This is a genomic window from Variovorax sp. Soil_C_39, assembly GCF_057656815.1.
Genome location: NZ_JBDGJQ010000001.1, coordinates 835,166 through 852,124, shown reverse-complemented (window position 1 = coordinate 852,124; position 16,959 = coordinate 835,166). Strand labels below are relative to the sequence as shown.

Annotated in this window: 17 protein-coding genes and 1 pseudogene; 5 read left to right on the top strand and 13 right to left on the bottom strand. The window is 69.3% G+C overall.

Features of this window, described 5'->3' with window-relative positions; genetic code table 11:
• The 4 genes and pseudogenes from AC3A6J_RS04070 to flgL all read left to right on the top strand — a co-directional run.
• Positions 1-195, top strand: a pseudogene (locus AC3A6J_RS04070) (methyl-accepting chemotaxis protein); the annotation flags it as partial.
• Positions 196-226: 31 nt separating this feature from the next.
• Positions 227-1,786: a methyl-accepting chemotaxis protein gene (locus AC3A6J_RS04065; protein WP_487858612.1), complete on the top strand. Its 1,560-nt coding sequence runs from the start codon at positions 227-229 to the stop codon at positions 1,784-1,786.
• 116 nt (positions 1,787-1,902) lie between these two features.
• Complete coding sequence (gene flgK, locus AC3A6J_RS04060; protein ID WP_487858611.1) at positions 1,903-3,861, top strand: flagellar hook-associated protein FlgK; 1,959 nt, start codon at positions 1,903-1,905, stop codon at positions 3,859-3,861.
• A 22-nt stretch (positions 3,862-3,883) separates the two neighbouring features.
• On the top strand, positions 3,884-5,092 hold the full coding sequence (gene flgL / locus AC3A6J_RS04055; protein ID WP_487858610.1) for a flagellar hook-associated protein FlgL: 1,209 nt from the start codon (positions 3,884-3,886) through the stop codon (positions 5,090-5,092).
• A 15-nt stretch (positions 5,093-5,107) separates the two neighbouring features.
• On the opposite strand, the gene fliR is transcribed toward flgL, so the two are convergent.
• The 13 genes from fliR to fliF form a co-directional block, all read right to left on the bottom strand.
• The gene (gene fliR / locus AC3A6J_RS04050; protein ID WP_487858609.1) at positions 5,108-5,902 is read right to left on the bottom strand and encodes a flagellar biosynthetic protein FliR; all 795 of its coding nucleotides are present in this window, start codon (positions 5,900-5,902) and stop codon (positions 5,108-5,110) included.
• Positions 5,903-6,172 (bottom strand): flagellar biosynthesis protein FliQ, encoded by a 270-nt coding sequence (gene fliQ / locus AC3A6J_RS04045; RefSeq protein ID WP_487858608.1) that lies wholly within the window; start codon positions 6,170-6,172, stop codon positions 5,903-5,905. It lies immediately after the preceding gene.
• A gap of 15 nt (positions 6,173-6,187) precedes the next feature.
• Positions 6,188-6,949, bottom strand: coding sequence for a flagellar type III secretion system pore protein FliP (gene fliP / locus AC3A6J_RS04040; RefSeq protein ID WP_487858607.1), 762 nt, complete (start codon positions 6,947-6,949; stop codon positions 6,188-6,190).
• Entirely contained in the window at positions 6,949-7,443 is a 495-nt protein-coding gene (fliO, locus tag AC3A6J_RS04035) for a flagellar biosynthetic protein FliO (RefSeq protein WP_487858606.1), read from the bottom strand. The genes fliP and fliO overlap by 1 nt, the downstream gene beginning before the upstream one ends.
• Positions 7,440-7,913: a flagellar motor switch protein FliN gene (gene fliN / locus AC3A6J_RS04030; RefSeq protein WP_487858605.1), complete on the bottom strand. Its 474-nt coding sequence runs from the start codon at positions 7,911-7,913 to the stop codon at positions 7,440-7,442. Before fliN ends, fliO begins: the two co-directional genes overlap by 4 nt.
• Positions 7,906-8,907 (bottom strand): flagellar motor switch protein FliM, encoded by a 1,002-nt coding sequence (gene fliM / locus AC3A6J_RS04025; protein ID WP_487858604.1) that lies wholly within the window; start codon positions 8,905-8,907, stop codon positions 7,906-7,908. Before fliM ends, fliN begins: the two co-directional genes overlap by 8 nt.
• Positions 8,908-8,930: 23 nt before the next feature.
• Entirely contained in the window at positions 8,931-9,437 is a 507-nt protein-coding gene (gene fliL / locus AC3A6J_RS04020; RefSeq protein ID WP_487858603.1) for a flagellar basal body-associated protein FliL, read from the bottom strand.
• Between the two features lie 119 nt (positions 9,438-9,556).
• On the bottom strand, positions 9,557-10,876 hold the full coding sequence (locus AC3A6J_RS04015) for a flagellar hook-length control protein FliK (RefSeq protein ID WP_487858602.1): 1,320 nt from the start codon (positions 10,874-10,876) through the stop codon (positions 9,557-9,559).
• Positions 10,877-10,887: 11 nt separating this feature from the next.
• On the bottom strand, positions 10,888-11,343 hold the full coding sequence (gene fliJ / locus AC3A6J_RS04010) for a flagellar export protein FliJ (protein ID WP_487858601.1): 456 nt from the start codon (positions 11,341-11,343) through the stop codon (positions 10,888-10,890).
• 32 nt (positions 11,344-11,375) lie between these two features.
• Complete coding sequence (gene fliI, locus AC3A6J_RS04005) at positions 11,376-12,806, bottom strand: flagellar protein export ATPase FliI (protein ID WP_487858600.1); 1,431 nt, start codon at positions 12,804-12,806, stop codon at positions 11,376-11,378.
• Positions 12,790-13,515, bottom strand: coding sequence for a flagellar assembly protein FliH (fliH, locus tag AC3A6J_RS04000; RefSeq protein ID WP_487858599.1), 726 nt, complete (start codon positions 13,513-13,515; stop codon positions 12,790-12,792). The genes fliI and fliH overlap by 17 nt, the downstream gene beginning before the upstream one ends.
• Positions 13,502-14,497 (bottom strand): flagellar motor switch protein FliG, encoded by a 996-nt coding sequence (gene fliG / locus AC3A6J_RS03995; RefSeq protein ID WP_487858598.1) that lies wholly within the window; start codon positions 14,495-14,497, stop codon positions 13,502-13,504. The genes fliH and fliG overlap by 14 nt, the downstream gene beginning before the upstream one ends.
• Positions 14,494-16,209: a flagellar basal-body MS-ring/collar protein FliF gene (fliF, locus tag AC3A6J_RS03990; protein ID WP_487858597.1), complete on the bottom strand. Its 1,716-nt coding sequence runs from the start codon at positions 16,207-16,209 to the stop codon at positions 14,494-14,496. Before fliF ends, fliG begins: the two co-directional genes overlap by 4 nt.
• 276 nt (positions 16,210-16,485) lie before the next feature.
• Here fliF and fliE point away from each other — a divergent pair, with 276 nt between their 5' ends.
• Positions 16,486-16,806 (top strand): flagellar hook-basal body complex protein FliE, encoded by a 321-nt coding sequence (gene fliE, locus AC3A6J_RS03985; protein WP_487858596.1) that lies wholly within the window; start codon positions 16,486-16,488, stop codon positions 16,804-16,806.
• The last annotated feature ends 153 nt before the right edge of the window (positions 16,807-16,959 follow it).

The window sequence follows — 16,959 nt, the reverse complement described above, 5'->3', positions numbered from 1 at the left end:
CAGAACGCGGCACTGGTCGAAGAGGCTGCGGCTGCCGCGCAATCGATGCAGGAACAGACCGCGAGCCTCGTGCAGGCGGTGAGTGTGTTCAGGCTCGAGGCTCATGCGGGAGATGGCCGCGCCCTGCCGGGCGTTTCCAGAGCAGCGCAGCACGACGTCCGCGCGCTCGGAAACGCCGAGCCGGCGTTCGCCTGACCGCAGAGGAAAGACCGCATTCCCCAGGATCATGAGACTCAACCTTCCCGTCACCACCCACGAATACCTGCTCGACGATGACGCGGCGCTGGTGTCGCGCACCGACCTCAAGGGCCGCATCACCTACGTCAATCCGGCCTTCGTGACCGCGAGCGGCTACGCGGTGCCGCAGCTCATCGGCAAGGCGCACAACATGATCCGCCATCCGGACATGCCGCCCGAGGCCTTCGGCGACATGTGGGAGACCCTGAAGAAGGGCTTGCCCTGGACCGGCCTGGTCAAGAACCGGCGCGAGAACGGCGACTTCTACTGGGTGCTTGCCAACGTCACGCCGGTGCGCCGCAACGGTCAGATCGAAGGCTACATGTCGGTGCGCAGCAAGCCCGCCCGCGCCGCCGTCGAGCAGGCCGAGCAGCTCTATCGGCGCTTTCGCGAGGGCGAGGCCAAGGGGCTGGCGATCGAGCAGGGCGAGGTGGTCCGGCGCGGATGGACCAGCGTGCTGGCACGCCTGCGCCGGCTTCCGATCCGCGTGCGCGTGTTCGGTTCTACCGCGGCCGCCGCCGTGCTGATGCTTGCACTCGGCGTGGCCGGCTGGCTCGGCCTCGTGGGCCCGCAGGTGTGGGCCGCCGGTGCCGCGCTCTGCGCGCTGGCATGGGCCGGCTTCGGCTATTTTCTCGACCGCACCGTGTTCCGTCCGATGGACGAAGCGGTGCGCGTGGCACAGGCCATCGCATCGGGCGGGATTGCGAAGTTCGAGGTTCGTCCCGAGGACGAGATGCGCCACCTGCTGCGCGCGCTGAACCAGATGAGCGCGAACTTCTCGGCCATCGTGCTCGACGTGGACACCAACGTCTCGCACGTGATGACCGCGTCGACGCAGATCGCCGCAGGCAACCAGGACCTGTCATCGCGCACCGAGGAGCAGGCCAGCTCGCTCGAGCAGACGGCGGCCTCGATGGAAGAGCTGACCTCGACCGTCAAGCAGAACGCCGACAACGCCCGCCAGGCGAACCAGCTCGCGCTCTCGGCCTCGGAAGTGGCAGTGAAGGGCGGCGACGTGGTCGGCCAGGTGGTCGACACCATGGCCTCGATCAATGCCTCGTCGCGCAAGATCGTCGACATCATCGGCGTGATCGACGGCATCGCGTTCCAGACCAACATCCTCGCGCTCAATGCGGCGGTCGAAGCGGCGCGCGCCGGTGAGCAGGGCCGCGGTTTCGCCGTGGTGGCTTCGGAAGTGCGCAGCCTGGCGCAGCGCTCGGGCGCAGCCGCCAAGGAGATCAAGGGCCTGATCGACGACTCGGTCGGCAAGGTCGACCGGGGCAGCATGCTCGTGGGCGAGGCCGGCAAGACGATGGAAGAGATCGTCGGCAGCGTGCGGCGCGTGACCGACATCATCGGCGAGATCACCGCGGCGAGCCAAGAGCAGAGAACGGGCATCGAGCAGGTGAACCAGGCGATCGCGCAGATGGACCAGGTGACGCAGCAGAACGCGGCGCTGGTCGAAGAGGCCGCAGCCGCCGCGCAGTCGATGCAGGAGCAGGCCGAGAGCCTGGTCGCGTCGGTCAGCGTCTTTCGCCGCGCCGCCTGAACGCAAGCCGCGAAAGGCAGCCTTCAACTTCCGCGCGGCCTGCCGATAAACAAAGCACAAGGGCATCCCAAACGCTGCCCTCGCCCCCAACAAGAAACGTTCTACAGGTAACACCCATGTCGATGTTCCAAACGGGCCTGTCCGGCCTCGGCGTTGCGCGTGCCGCGCTCGTGACCACCGCGCACAACACGGCCAATGTCTACACCGTCGGCTACAACCGGCAGACGGCGATCGTGTCCTCCAACGGCGGCACCGCGAGCGGCGCCGGCTTCATCGGCGGCGGCGCGCGCGTCACCACGGTGCAGCGCAGCTATGACCAGTACCTCACGGCACAGCTCAACGGCGCCGAGTCGCGCAGCGCCGCGCTCGCGAGCTATGGCTCGCAGATCAACCGCATCGACTCGCTGCTGGCCGACAAGACGGCCGGCCTCACGCCGCTGATGCAGAAGTTCTTCGCGAGCGTGCAGGACGTGGCCAACACCCCGGCCGACCCGGCAGCGCGCCAGCAGCTCATCAGCGCCGCGCAGACCCTGGCCAACAAGTTCCGCGCCACCGACCAGTACCTCACCGACCTGAACAGCTCGGTCAACGAACAGATCAAGGGCAGCGCCGGCCAGATCAACACCTACGCCACGCAGATCGCCAGCCTCAACCAGCAGATCAGCCAGCTCAGCGCCATGGCCGGCGGCCAGCCGCCGAACGACCTGATGGATCAACGCGACCAGCTGGTGGCCGACCTCGGCAAGATCGTCGACGTCAAGGTGCTCGAGCAGCACAGCGGCCAGTACAACGTCTTCATCGGCAACGGCCAGTCGCTGGTGCTCGGCGACCGGGCCGCCAAGATGCAGGCAGTGCCCTCGGCGGCAGATCCCACGCGCATGTCGATGGCGCTGGTCGGGCTCACGGGCACCGTCTCCGAGCTCAACGACAACGTGTTCACGGGCGGTTCCCTCGGCGGCCTCATGGCGTTCCGCGCCGAGACGCTCACGACCTCGCAGAACGCCATCGGCCGCCTGGCCATGGCCCTGGGTGCCGAGTTCAACAACCAGCACCAGCTTGGCGTCGACCTCAACGGCGCGCTCGGCGGCGACTTCTTCTCGATGGCCGAGCCGGGCGTGTTCTCGAACGCGCGCAATGGCGGCAACATGGTGCTCGGCGCCACCGTGAGCGACACCTCCCAGCTCACCACCAGCGACTACGCGGTGCAGGTCAAGGACGTGGCCGGCACGCTGACCTACACCGTCACCCGCCTGTCGGACAAGCAGGTTCTCGGCGACTACACCGCGTTGCCGGTCAGCTTCGACGGCGTGAGCCTGTCGATCGCGAGCGGCGCCGCGCAGGCGGGCGATTCGTTCCTGGTGCAGCCCACGCGCAACGGTGCGCGCGACATGGACGTGCTGGTGCACGAAACCGCCAAGATCGCCGCCGGCTCGCCGCTGGTCACCGGCAACACGGTCGGCAACAAGGGCACCGGCGCGCTGGGCCCGGCCGTGGTCGACGCCGCCTACCTCGCCACGCCGCTGGCCGCGGGCGTCACGCTGGCCTACGACGCCACGGCCAGCACGCTCTCGGGCTTTCCCGCCGGTTCCGCGGTCACGGTGACGCTGGCCGACGGCAGCGCCAGCACCTACGCGGCCGGCACCGCCGTGCCCTACACCGCGGGCGCCACGATCCGCTTCGACGGCGTCGAGGTGAAGCTCGGCGGCGCGCCCGCCCATGGTGACACCTTCACCATCGGCAAGAACACGGGCGGCGTCTCCGACGGCAGCAACGCGCTGCGCCTCGGCGCGCTGCAGCGAAAGAACGCGATGGACGGCGGCACTTCGACCTTCAACGCCGGCTACACCAAGCTCGTGAGCGAGGTCGGCAACCGCGCCATGGAAGTCCGCGTGGCCGAGCAGACGCAAGCGAGCGTGACGGGCCAGATCCGCGCCAGCCGCGATGCGATCTCGGGCGTGAACCAGGATGAGGAAACCGCCAACCTGCTGATGTACCAGCAGATGTACCAAGCCAATGCCAAGGTGATCCAGACCGCATCGAGCATGTTCGACGCGATCCTCGGCATCCGCGGCTAGCCACACACACCCAGGAGCCGCGATGCGCATCAGCACCCAATCTTTCTATGCCCAGAGCCAGAGCGCGATGGGAACCCAGCAACAGAAGCTGTTCCGAATCCAGCAGCAGCTCGCCGCGGGCACCAAGTTCCTCACGCCGGCCGACGATCCGGTGGCCGCTGCGCGCGCGCTCGGCGTCAGCCAGTCGATGGCCGAATCGGCGCAGCTCACGTCGAGCCGCAGCCGCGCAATGCTCTCGCTCTCGCAGGAAGAGACGGCGCTGAAGTCGGCCACCTCGATCATGCAGAGCATGAAGACGCTCGCGGTGCAGGCGGGCAACGGCACGCTCTCCGACGTCGACCGCGCAACGCTCGCGACCACGCTGCAGGGCAACCTCGACCAGCTCGTGAACGTGGCCAACGCCGACGACGGCAACGGCCAGTTCCTGTTCGCGGGCTTCAAGAGCGCGAGCCCGCCATTCGTGAACGACGCGAGCGGCATCCGCTACATGGGCGACCAGGGCCAGCGGCTGATGCAGATCGACGTGTCGCGCCAGATGGCCGCTACCGACGACGGCCGCAGCGTGTTTCAGTCGGTGCAGGGCGGCGCGGGCTACGTGACCTCGGCCGCGGCCGGCAACACCGGTTCGGGCGTGTTCGGTTCGGTCGGCCTGACCGATGCCTCCGCCGCGCACTACGGCAAGGACTTCACGATCAGCTTCACCGGCGGCAACTACACCGTCTCGACCACCGACACGCCCCCCGTGGTCGCTGCCAACGGCCCCTATGTGGCCGACGCGCCGATCTCGTTCGGCGGCATGCAGATCAAGATGAGTGGCACGCCCGCCGACGGCGACACCTTCCAGGTCGCCACCGCCCGCAATGCCGGCACCGACATCTTTGCCGCCATTGGCGACATGATCACCGCGCTCAAGCAGCCACTCGCCGGTGGCGGCGACGCGGCCCAGGCACAGCTGCTCAACGCGTTGAGCACCTTCAACGTCAAGGTCACCAATGCGCACGACAACGTGCTGACGGTGATCTCGTCGGTGGGTTCGCGCATGAACGAACTCGATGCGCTCGCCAACGGCGCTGCCGCGCGGGCTTTGGTCGACAAGGCCTACCTCTCCGAGATCGAAGACCTGGAGCCGGCCGCCGCAATCTCCGAGTACCTGCAGCGCGAGACCTCGCTGAAGGCCACGCAGCAGACCTTCGCGCGGCTGCACAGCATTGCGCTGTTCAACTACCTGTGACGGAAGGCGTGGCCTTCAGGGCCGCAGCGCCTGCGTGAGCCGCAGCACGTTGTCCAGCGCTTCGGCAAAGCGCGGCTCCAGGAACGCGCCGAGCTGCGGGATCAGCAGCTGCATCATCCCGATGCCCGCGAGCAGCGTGAGCGGAAAGCCGACCGCGAAGATGCTGAACTGCGGCGAGGCGCGGTTCAGGATGCCCATCGCGAGGTTCAGCGTGAGCAGCGCGGTCACGAGCGGCAGCGCCAGCATCAGCCCGTTGGAGAAGATCTGCGCGCCGGCCGACACCAGGAAGAACCAGCCCCGCGCCGCCAGCGGCGCATCGGCGATCGGCAGCGTGTGGAAGCTCTCGGCCAGCGCGGCGACCATGAGCAGGTGGCCGTCGAGCGCCAGGAAGATCAGGATCGCCAGCATGTGCATGAAGCGCGCGATCACCATCGTGGCGCCGCCGGCCATGGGGTCGAAGAAGGAGGCAAACGACAGGCCCATCTGCAGGCCGATGTATTCGCCCGCGGCGAGCACGGCGGCGAACACCATGCGCATGGTGAAGCCGATGGCCGCGCCGATCAGCACCTGCTGGATGACGATCCACACGCCACCGGCCGACACGATCGGCACCTGCGGCATCGGCGCGAGTGTGGGCGCGATCGCCACCGCGAGCAACACCGAGATCGCCACTTTGAGGTTGCGTGAGACACCCGGCTCCCCGAACACCGGTGCGGTGCTCACGAGCGCCAGCATGCGGATGAAGGGCCAGAGAAAAGCGGTCAGCCAGGCGGCCAGCTCCGCCGAAGTGACGGAGAAGATCGCGGGCATCTAGGCGACCAGTTGCGGAATGCTGGAAAAGAGCACGCGCATGTAGTCGAGCATCTGCCCCAGCATCCAGGGCCCGGCGATCACCAGCACCGCGAACACCGCGAGCAGCTTGGGAATGAAGGACAGCGTGGCTTCGTTGATCTGCGTGGCGGCCTGGAAGATGCTGATCACCAGGCCCACCACGAGCGCGACGATCAAGAGCGGCGCGCCGAGCAGCAGCGAGACGTGGATCGCCTGGCTGCCCAGGGTCATGACGGATTCGGGCGTCATTCGAAAAATCTCTCTCTAGATGTAGAAGCTCTGGGCCAGCGCGCCGATCAGCAACTGCCAGCCATCGGCCATCACGAACAGCATCAGCTTGAACGGCAGCGCGATCGAGGCGGGCGGCACCATCATCATGCCCATCGACATCAGCACGCTGGCCACCACGAGGTCGATGATCAGGAACGGGATGAAGATCGTGAAGCCGATCTGGAACGCGGTCTTCAGTTCACTGATCACGAACGAGGGCAGCAAAATGCGCAGCGGCACGTCCTCGGGGCCCTGCATCTCGGGCGTCTTGGCGAGCCGGGCGAACAGCGCCAGGTCGTTCTCGCGCGTCTGCTTGAGCATGAACGACTTGAAGGGCGCGATGCCTTTCTCGAGCGCTTGCTCGGCGCTGAGCTTGTTCTGCGAGAACGGCACATAGGCCTCGTCGTAGGCCTTGTCGAACACCGGCGACATGACGAAGAAGGTCAAAAAGAGCGACAGCCCGACCAGCACCTGGTTCGGCGGCGACGACTGCGTGCCGATGGCGGTGCGCAGCAATCCCATCACGATGAGGATGCGCGTGAAGCTGGTCATGCTCAAGAGCAGCGCCGGCAGGAACGACAGCGAGGTCAGCATCACCAGCGTCTGCACGCTGAGCGACCAGGTCTGGCTGCCGCCCGGGCCGGGCGTGCTGGTGACGCCGGGCAGGCCCTGGGCGATGGCCGCGGCGGGCAGCGCCAGCGCGAGCAGCATCAGCGCGGCGCCGCCGAGGCACCGCCGAACAATGGGGGTTCGCATCATCGGCCCGGTTGCGGCTTGAGGCCGAGCGATTCGCGCAGCTTCTGCGCGAACAGGTTGGCCGCGCCCGCGATGCGCAGGTCGCGCGTGTCTGCCGAGGCCGGCAAGGCGGTGCCGCCTGCCTGCGCGGGCAACGAATGCAGCGTGTTGACCTGGCTCGCCGTGACGCCGAGCACCAGCCAGGTGCTGCCGACTTCGACGACCACCACGCGCTCGCGCTGGCCGACCATGGTGCTGCCGACCACCTTCACGAGGTGGCCGCTGCCGAGGCGCTGCAGGCCGAAGCGGCGTGCCGCCCAGGCGCACAGGAAGATCAGGCCCAGCACCACGAACATGCCGAAGCCGGCCTGCAGCAGGCTCGAGGCGCCGACCGCGGGCGCCGCGGCGCTTTCCACCGGCGTGGGCACGGTGGGCAGCGCGGCATGCGCGGCCAGGCCCCATGCGGCGGCGGTCACCGCGGCCGCAGTCCGGCACCATCTGGCGAAAGGCATCATGAGCGGCCGAGCTTCTGCATCCGCTCGGACGGGGTGACGATGTCGGTCAGCCGGATGCCGTACTTCTCGTTCACCACCACCACCTCGCCCTGCGCGATCAGGTAGCCGTTGATCAGCACGTCGAGCGGCTGGCCGGCGAGGCCGTCGAGCTCGACCACCGAACCCTGCGACAGCTGCAGCAGGCTCTTGATGGTGATGCGCGTGCGGCCGAGCTCGGCCGTGAGCTGCACCGGGACGTCGAGGATGCGCTCGACGTCCACCGGATTGCCCGCGCCGGGCGGCGTGGCATGCAGCGGCTGGAAGACGCGGGTGCCAGCCGGTGCGGCCACTGGGACGGGCGCACGGGCCGGCGCCGCTGCGGGGGCAGGAGCGGGAGCGGGTGCAGGCGCCGGTGCGGAAGCGGCGGTCTGCTCGGCCAGCGCGCTGGCCCAATCGTCCGCATCGCTGGAGGATGAAGTGTTGTCAGTCATGGTCGTTCTTCGGATCGCTGTCTTGGTGGGAGATCATCTGCAGCACGCGCAGCGCATAGCGTTCGTTCGACACGCCGTAGCCGCATTCCATGACCGGAATGCCGTCGACGCGCGCGGTGATCGACGAGGGCAACTCGATGGGCAGCACGTCGCCGGCCTGGAGCTTGAGCACCTCGCCGATGGTCGAGGGCATGGTGATGAATTCGGCGGAGAGCTCGACGTCGGCGCTCTGCATCTGCTGCGACATCTGGCGCACCCAGCGCTTGTCGATCTCGATCTCGTCCTGCACCGGATTGGAAAGCAGGTCGCGGATCGGCTCGATCATCGAATAGGGAATGCACACGTGCAGGAAGCCGCCCACAGGGCCGAACTCGATCTGCAGCGTGGTGGTGATCACCACCTCGTTCGGCGCGACGATGTTGGCCAGCTTGCCGTGCATCTCGGCGCGCACGTAGTCGAAGGCGAGCGGGAACACCGGCTGCCAGGCGTCGCCGTAGCACTGTAGCGTGAGGTTCAGAAGGCGCTTGATGATGCGCTGTTCGGTGCGCGTGAAGTCGCGGCCTTCCACGCGCACGTGGTAGCGGCCGTCGCTGCCGAACAGGTTGTCGACCACCAGGAACACCAGCTTCGGGTCGAACACGAAGAGCGCGGTGCCGCGTAGCGGCTTCAGGTGCAGCATGTTGATGTTGGCGGGCACCGGCAGGTGCCGCACGAACTCGCCGTACTGCTGGATGTGGATCGGTCCGACCGAAATGTCGGGGCTGCGGCGCATGAAGTTCAGCAGCGAGCTGCGCAGGTGGCGCGCGAAACGCTCGTTGATGACCTCGAGCGTGTGCATGCGCCCGCGCACCACGCGGTCGGGCGCACCGAGGTTGTAGACGGGCAGGCCGTCCGCGCTGCTCGCCGCGCCGTCGTTCTGCTCGCTCCCGCCGCCGGTGACGCCCTGCAATAGCGCGTCGACCTCGTCCTGGGAGAGCACTTGTTCATAGGCCATGGATCGCCGGTTCGTGAAATGGGTTACTGCACCATGAAGGTGCTGAAGGAAACGCCTGCGATCTCCTGCGGCGGGCTGCCGGCGCCGAGCGGGCGGCTCAGGTCGAAGCGGATCTCCTCGGCGAGCCGGGCCTTGTCCTCGGTGGTGACCAGCGACTCGGGCGGGCGATTCGACAGCAGCAGCAGCAGGCGGCTGCGCACTTCGGGCATGAACTCGACGATGCGTGTCTTGGTCTGTTCGTCGCGCACCTTGAGCGCCATGCCCACGTGCAGGAAGCGCGGCCGGCCGTCGGAGCGCACGTTCACCGTCACCGGCTCGAGCGTCACGAAGATCGGCTTCTCGGGCACGGCAACGGCCGCAGCGGCGGCCGGGGCCGGCGCGGCGCCTTCGCGCGGGCTCATCAGGTAGTACACGCCGCCGCCGGTCAGCACGGCGGCCAGCGCCACGCTCAGGAGCACGATCACCAGCTTCGATGAACGGCCGGTGGCGGGGGGAACGGTTGGAATTGCGGCGGTAGGACTGGTGGCCATGTTGGAAGCTGCGAAACGAATCGGGTTCGGACTATTTTTTGCCAGGTGAGCGGCAAACGAAGGGCTGATCAAGCGCGGGAAAAGGCCTCAGATCCCGCGTTCGCCTCAGGCGAAGGTGTTCAGACGAAGGTGTCGACGGCGGCGTTGGACCTGCGCTGCGCGGCAGCGGTCCCAAGGGGCGCGGCCTGTGCGGCGGCAGCGGCCGCCTCCGAGCCGAAGGCCGGGCGGTCCGCGCGGCGCGCGGACGCCTGCTGCTGTTGCTGCTGCTGCGCATCCTGGCCGAGGGTGCCGCCCTGTCCCGGCGAGTGGTGCGCCTCGGCGCCGACCGAAGCTTGGCCGAGGCTGATGCCGCTGTCGGCCATGCTCGCGCGCAACTGCGGCAGCGCCGCTTCCACCGCGCGGCGCACGCTCTCGTGGGCCGAGAAGAACATCGCCTGGGCCTGGTTGTCGGCCATCGACAGCGTCACCTTGAGCGGGCCGAGGCCGGCCGGGTTGAGGTTCAGTTCGGCCACCTGGTAGCCCGCGGCGCTCATGCGCAGCATCTGCTGGCCGATGGCGCGGCCCCATGCCTCGCTGCCGACCGACGGCTCGACCGTGAGGGTCGGCGTGTGGACCGAGGCCGGCGGCACGCTCGTGCGCGCACTGTCGACCGCCATGGAAGGCGGCGAGCCGAGCACGATGGAGGCGGCGGGCGTCGCCGGCCCCTGCGCCGGCAGCTCGGCCGCGCGCGCCACCACATCGGTGGGGATCGACGTGGCCGCGGCATCGTCCTGCGCCGGGATCGGCAGGTCGGACACCGCTGCATTCGGCGCTGCCGGACGCGCGGGGTTGGCGACAGGGATCGGCACAGCTGTGGCGTCGACTGCGTCGGCGTCGGCCTCGCCGGTCGGCTGGGCAATGGCGTCCGCCGGCATGGTGGCAGGAGCCTGGGCATCGGGCTTCGCGGCGCTGCCGTTCGCCTGCGGTGCGGTCTGGGCGAGCGCGTCGGCAGGCTGCGGCTGCGTGCTGCCCGCTGCCTCGTCGGCGGCCGCGACGGCAGTGCCGGCATCGGCTGCCGGTACATCTCCGGTTGCGGTATCGGTCACCAGCCCCGGTGTGCCGGCCTGCGCGCCGCCGGCGGCAACCGGTGCACCGGCCGGCAGCCCCGCAGCCGGCAAGCTTCCGGGCATCGGGGCGAAGAAGGCCAGTGGCAGCGGTTCGGCCGCAAGTTCTTCCCTGCGGTCGGCACCGCGCCCGGGCTTGCGCCGGGCCGCGCCTTCCAGCGCAGACCCGTCTTCGGCGGGCTGCGCGTTGCCGCCGCGCGAGCGCTCCAGCACCGCATGGAAATTGCGGCCATCGGGCTCGTCGGCGCTGCGGCCGCGCGCACCGGAGGCACTGGAGGAAGAAACGGGCGAGGCCGCCGTGCCGGGGCCGAAGGAAGGGGCGATGGAAGTGGACATGGCGAAAGGAATCAGGATGTCGGTTGGATCGCGCGGTCGAAGAATTGGCGCGCCGCGCGCTCGTCGCTGTCGCGTTGCTCGCGCCGCGCGCCGGCCACCAGCTCCTGCCGGCGCAGCCGCTCGGCCAGCGCATCGAAGGAGTTGAGGCGCCGCTTGTGGTGCTGCCATTCGTTGCGCCCCAGGTCGAGCCGGCTCGCGGCCTGCGCCACGATGGCGCGCTGCTGCTGGATTGCGCCGTCGAGTGTGGCCAGGAAGTTGCGGTAGTTGTGCCATTGCGCGGACGGCAGGCCGCCCTGCATCAGCACGTCGAGCTGCTGGCTGTAGTCCTCGCGGTACTGCAGCAGCAGGTCGAGCTTCTCGCGCGCGCTGACTTGCGCGTTCTGCAGCACGCCGAGCTGGCGGGCGGCGTCGTCGGCCTTGGTGCGCGCCAGGTCGGTGAGCGTGTCGAGCGGAAGTTTGTGGGCCATGGTGGTTCCGGGAGATAGGGGTGGCCGCCCGGTCAGGCAGCCGGGAAGATGTCGCTCATGCGCGCGATCGCTTCGGCATAGCCGCAGCGCTCCTGCATCGGCTGCTGCAGGAAGGCCTCGATGCGCGGATAGAGCGCGATCGCCTGGTCGAGCTGCGGATCGTGGCCGGGCGCGTAGGCGCCGACGCTGATCAGGTCGCGGTTTCGCTGGTAGCGCGACAGCGCCTGCTTGAAGCGGCGCACGGTCTCGAACTGCGACGGCTCGATCAGCGAGGTCATCGCGCGGCTGATCGAGGCCTCGATGTCGATCGCCGGGTAGTGGCCGGCCTCGGCCAGCGTGCGCGAGAGCACCACGTGGCCGTCGAGGATGGCGCGCGCCGAGTCGGCGATCGGGTCCTGCTGGTCATCGCCTTCGGACAGCACGGTGTAGAAGGCGGTGATCGAGCCGCCGCGGCCCTCGGCGTCGCGCGCACCGTTGCCCGCACGCTCCACGAGCGCCGGCAGCTTGGCGAACACCGAAGGCGGGTAGCCCTTGGTGGCAGGCGGCTCGCCGACCGCGAGCGCGATCTCGCGCTGCGCCATCGCATAGCGGGTGAGCGAATCCATGATCAGCAGCACGTCGCGTCCCTGGTCGCGGAAGTACTCGGCCAGGCAGGTGGCGTAGGCAGCGCCCTGCAGGCGCAGCAGCGGCGAGTTGTCGGCCGGCGCCGCGACGACCACCGCGCGCGCCAGGCCTTCCTTGCCGAGCGTGTGCTCGATGAATTCCTTCACTTCGCGCCCGCGCTCGCCGATCAGTCCGACCACGATGACCTCGGCGCTGGTGTAGCGCGCCATCATGCCGAGCAGCACGCTCTTGCCGACGCCCGAGCCTGCGAACAGGCCCATGCGCTGGCCGCGGCCGACGGTGAGCATCGCGTTGATCGCGCGCACGCCCACGTCGAGCACCGAATCGATCGGCGCGCGCGTCAGCGGGTTGATCGGCGGCGACGACAGCGGCACCTTGCGGCTGATGTCGAGCGGCCCGAGGCCGTCGAGCGGACGGCCGACCGCGTCGACCACGCGGCCGAGCATGCCTTCGCCCACCGGCAGCCGCTTGGCATGCGCCTCGCCGGGGGCCGCGCCGGCGGCGGGCCATGCCGCACCGGGGCGTGCGAACACGCGCGCGCCCGGCAGCAGGCCGGCCACTTCGCTCTGCGGCATCAGAAACAGGCGGTCGCCCGCGAAGCCGACCACTTCGGCCTCGGCATGGCGCTGCGCATGGCCGGGCGGCAGTTCGATCAGGCAGTCGCTGCCGACCGGCAACTGCAGCCCCACGGCTTCGAGCACCAGGCCCACGGCGCGGGTCAGCCGCCCCGAGGTGGCGATGGTCTGGCAGCGGCCGACCTCGGTGCGCGCCTGCGCGAGCGTGGCCTGCCACGACTGGAGATGCGGGTTGGACGACATGGCTTCAGGCACCCTCGGCATCGGCGTGCGACGAGAAGGCGCCCACCACGCGCTTCCAGCGGGTTTCGAGCGTGGCGTCCATCTCGCCGCTCGCCGAGCGCACGCGGCAGCTGCCGCGCGCGAGCGTGTCGTCGGCGCGCAGCTGCCAACCGGCGGCCTGCAGCTCGCCGCCGAGGCTGTTCTTCACCAGCGCCACGTCGTCGGGATGCAGCAGCAGGCGCGGCTCGCCCTGCAGCGCGGGTTCGGCATGCAGCAGGTCCTGCACCAGCGCGAGCACCCATTCGGGCTCGGTGCGCAGCGTGCGGTGGACCACCTGCCGCGCCACGTCGAGCGCGAGCGCGAGGATCGCTTCGGAGAGTTCGCTCTCTGCACTGCGCAGCGCCGCGGGCAGCGAGGCGGCCAGTGCGCGCAACTGCTCGGCATGGGCGCTCGCGCCCGCGAGCCCGGCGGCCAGCCCTTCGGCGTGGCCTTCGGCATGGCCCTTGGCCCAGCCCTCGCGGCGGCCCTCGGCTTCGCCGGTGGCGCGCGCTTCTTGCCGCAGGCGCTGGAGCTCGGCTTCGCGTGCCAGCGCCACCGGGTCGCGGCGCGGTGCCGCCGGCTTCGACGCCGGCGTCTGCGCCGTGCGCACGTCGGTCTCGAGCGAGCCCATCTCCCAGCGCTGCCAGGCCGACAGGCGTGGGCGCGTGGAAGCGAACGCGGCGGAGGAGGAGGTGGTGTCAGACGAATTCATCGGTGCCCGGGGTGGAAACGACGATGTCGCCCGCGTCGGCCAGGCGGCGCACTACCTGCAGGATGGCCTTCTGCTCGGTCTCGACCTGCGAGACGCGCACCGGGCCGCGCAGTTCGATGTCTTCCCGCAGCGTTTCGGCCGCACGCTGCGACATGTTCTTGAGGAACTTCTCGCGCAGCTCGGGCGCCGAGCCCTTGAGCGCGACGATGAGCGAGTCGGACTCGATGTCCTTGAGCAGGCGCTGGATGTAGCGGTCCTCGAGGTCGAGCAGGTTCTCGAACACGAACATCTCCTCGACGATGCGCTGCGCCAGCGCTTCGTCGTGGGCGCGCACGTGGGCGATGGCTTCTTCTTCCTGCGCGCTGTTCATCAGGTTGACGATCTCGGCCGCGGTGCGCGCGCCGCCCAGGCGGCTGCGCTTCAGGCCTTCGCCCGAGAGCATTTCGGTCAGCACGTCGGTCAGTTCGGCCAGCGCCGCGGGCTGCACGCCGCCGAAGGTGGCCACGCGCAGGATCACGTCGTGGCGCAGGCGCTCAGGCAATTTCTCGAGCACTTCTGAGGCCTTCTTGCGCTCGAGGTGGACCAGCAGCGTGGCGAGGATCTGCGGATGCTCATCGCGCACCAGCTCGACCACTTCGCTGGCTTCGAGGTCGTTGAGCCGCTCGATGCCGCCATGCGGCTCGTCGGGCTGCAGGATGTCTTCGAGCAGGTTGCTCGCCCGGTCGTCGCCGAGCGCCTTGCGCAGCACGGCGCGGATGTAGCTGCCCGAGCCCAGGTGCAGCGCGGAGAGTTGCTCGGTCTCGAGCCGGAACTCGGCCAGCACGGCCGCCAGTTCGTCCTTCGAGACCTGGCTCAGCTTGGCCATCGCGACGCCCAGCGCCTGCACCTCGGTGGCGGGCAGGTGGTGCAGCGTGGCCGCCGCGCGGTCCTCGCCGATGGACATCAGCAGAATCGCGGCCTTTCGGGTGCCTGCATCGCTCATGAGTTCATCCAGTGCTTGATCAAGGTGGCCACCAGGCGCGGGTCCTGGTCGGCGGTCTGGTGCGCATAGTCGAGGTCGGCCTTCTGACGCTCGGCTTCGCGCAGCCGCGCGTTGTGCTGCGCGGCCTGGGCCTCGTCTTCGGCCGGGTCGCCGGTCGGGATCGGGCCGGGTACGACGGGCGCGGCGACCACCGGCGGGCCGAGATGCTTGCGCAGCAGCGGACGCGCTACGGCGAACCAGGCAAAGAGCGCGAGCACCGCGAGCAGCAGGTACTGGGTCGCCGTCATCGCGAGCCCGAGGTTGGCGGGGTCGCGCCAGAACGGCAGCTCGGGGCCGGCCTGTTCGTCGTGCTCGCGCGCGAAGGCGCTGTTGACCACGTTGAGCGAGTCGCCACGCTCCTGGCTGAAGCCCATGGCTTCCTTCACGAGGTTGCGGATCTGCTCGACCTCGGCCGGCGCGAGCGCGCGCTGCACCCGCTTGCCGTCGGCGTCGGGTGCGTCGCGGTGGTTCACCACCACGGCCACCGACAGCCGCTTGACGCCGCCTGCCGCCTGCTGCACGTGGCGGATCGAGCGGTCGAGTTCGTAGTTGGTCGTCACGTCCTTGCGCGAGCTGCCCGGGCCCGACAGGGCCGAAGCCGCGGTGGTGGCCGCGGCGGCGCCCGGCGCGGCGGCCTGTGGATTGGCGGGCGCGTTCGGCGGCGTGGTGCCGGGCGCGGTGATGGGGGCGGTCGGCGTCTGCGGCGGCTGGTTCGACAGCGCACCGGGCACGCCGCCCGGCGGCGTCATGCCCTGCTGCAGTGACTCGCTCGAGGTCTGGCTGCGGATCGCCGGCGCGCGCGGCGCCTGGTTGGGGCTGTAGCTTTCCTCGGTGCGTTCGACCACCGAGAAGTCGATCTCGGCCGCGACCTGCGCACGCACGTTGCTCGCGCCGAGGATCGGCTGCAGGATCGCCTCGATGCGGCGGATGTAGCCCTGCTCGATCTCCTGCGCATACTTGAGCTGGCTCACGTCGAGCCCGCGCGCGCCCGCATTGGCGGCCGACAGCAGGTTGCCGTGCTGGTCGACCACGGTCACGCTCTTGGCATTGAGTTCGGGCACGCTGCTGGACACCATGTGCACGATGGCGCTGACCTGGCCTTCGTCGATGCCGCGGCCGCGGTGCAGCGTGAGCACCACCGAGGCCGACGGCTTCTTCTGGTCGCGCACGAAGAGCGACGCCTTGGGCAGCGCCAGGTGCACGCGCGCCGCCTCGACCGAGCCGATCGATTCGATGGAGCGCGCGAGCTCGCCCTCGAGGCCGCGCTGGTAGTTGACCTGTTCGGCGAAATGGCTGGTGCCGAACTTCTGGTTGTCGAGCAGTTCGAAGCCCACCCCGCCGCCCTTGGGCAGCCCCTCGGCCGCGAGCTTGAGCCGCAGTTCGGGCACCTTGTCGCTCGCGACCAGGATCGCGCTGCCACCGGCGGTGAACTTGTAGGGCACGTTCATCTGCTGCAGCGACGCGATGATCGCACCGCCGTCGCGGTCCGACACGTTGGTATAGAGCACGCCGTAGTCCGGCGCGCGGCTCCAGAGCATGAACGCCGCCGCGGCGGCCACGATCGCGGCGGCGCCGACGATCAGCGGCAGCTTAGGCTGGGCGCGCAGGCGCTCGGTGAACGCCGAGGCGGAGGAGGGCGCCATGCCGGCGCCCGCGGGCGCCGCCGGATTCATCGGGCGACCTCCGGCCGGCGCAGCTGGGTCTTGGAGGGGGACGGGAAGCTTGGATGTTCTGGAGTCATGCCGAGGGGCCGTGTGTGGTCGGGCGGGCTTGGGGTACGGCGTTGATTCTCAGCAGGCGCGCCATATTCGATTGGCCGAACAACCGGGGTTTTCGCCGTCAGTTGGGGGCATGTGTCGAGGGCGTCCCCTGATACGCTGAAAACACGCGGAGGCGCTTCGGCGCTTCCTCTGTCCACCCCAGTTCCACTCCCAGAGAAAGAGAGTCCCATGTCGATTTCCGCCATCGAATCGGTGCTGCAGCAGATGCGCGTCACCGCGCTCCAGTCCGGCATCGCGCAGCCCAGCAAGGCCGAGCCTGCCGAGTCCGGCGGCTTTGCCGCCGAGCTGCGCCGCTCGCTCGAGAACATCAGCACCGCGCAGACCCGCGCTTACGGCCAGGCCGAGGACTTCGAAATGGGCAAGCCCGGCGTCGCGCTCAACGACGTCATGGTGGACCTGCAGAAAGCCAACGTGGCGTTCCAGACCGGCCTGCAGGTGCGCAACCGCCTGGTCGCGGCATACCAGGAAATCATGAGCCTCCCGGCCTGAAATTGAACGCCCCCCGAAGCGCCTTCGGCGCCTCCCCCCACTGGGGGGCGCACCCAGCGGCCGGGCGAAGCCCGTTCCGCGGGTGCCCTCGGTCGGCGGGGATCTTGGAATGAAAGTGTGTTGTGGATCTTTTTTCGGGCCCGCCCTAAATGT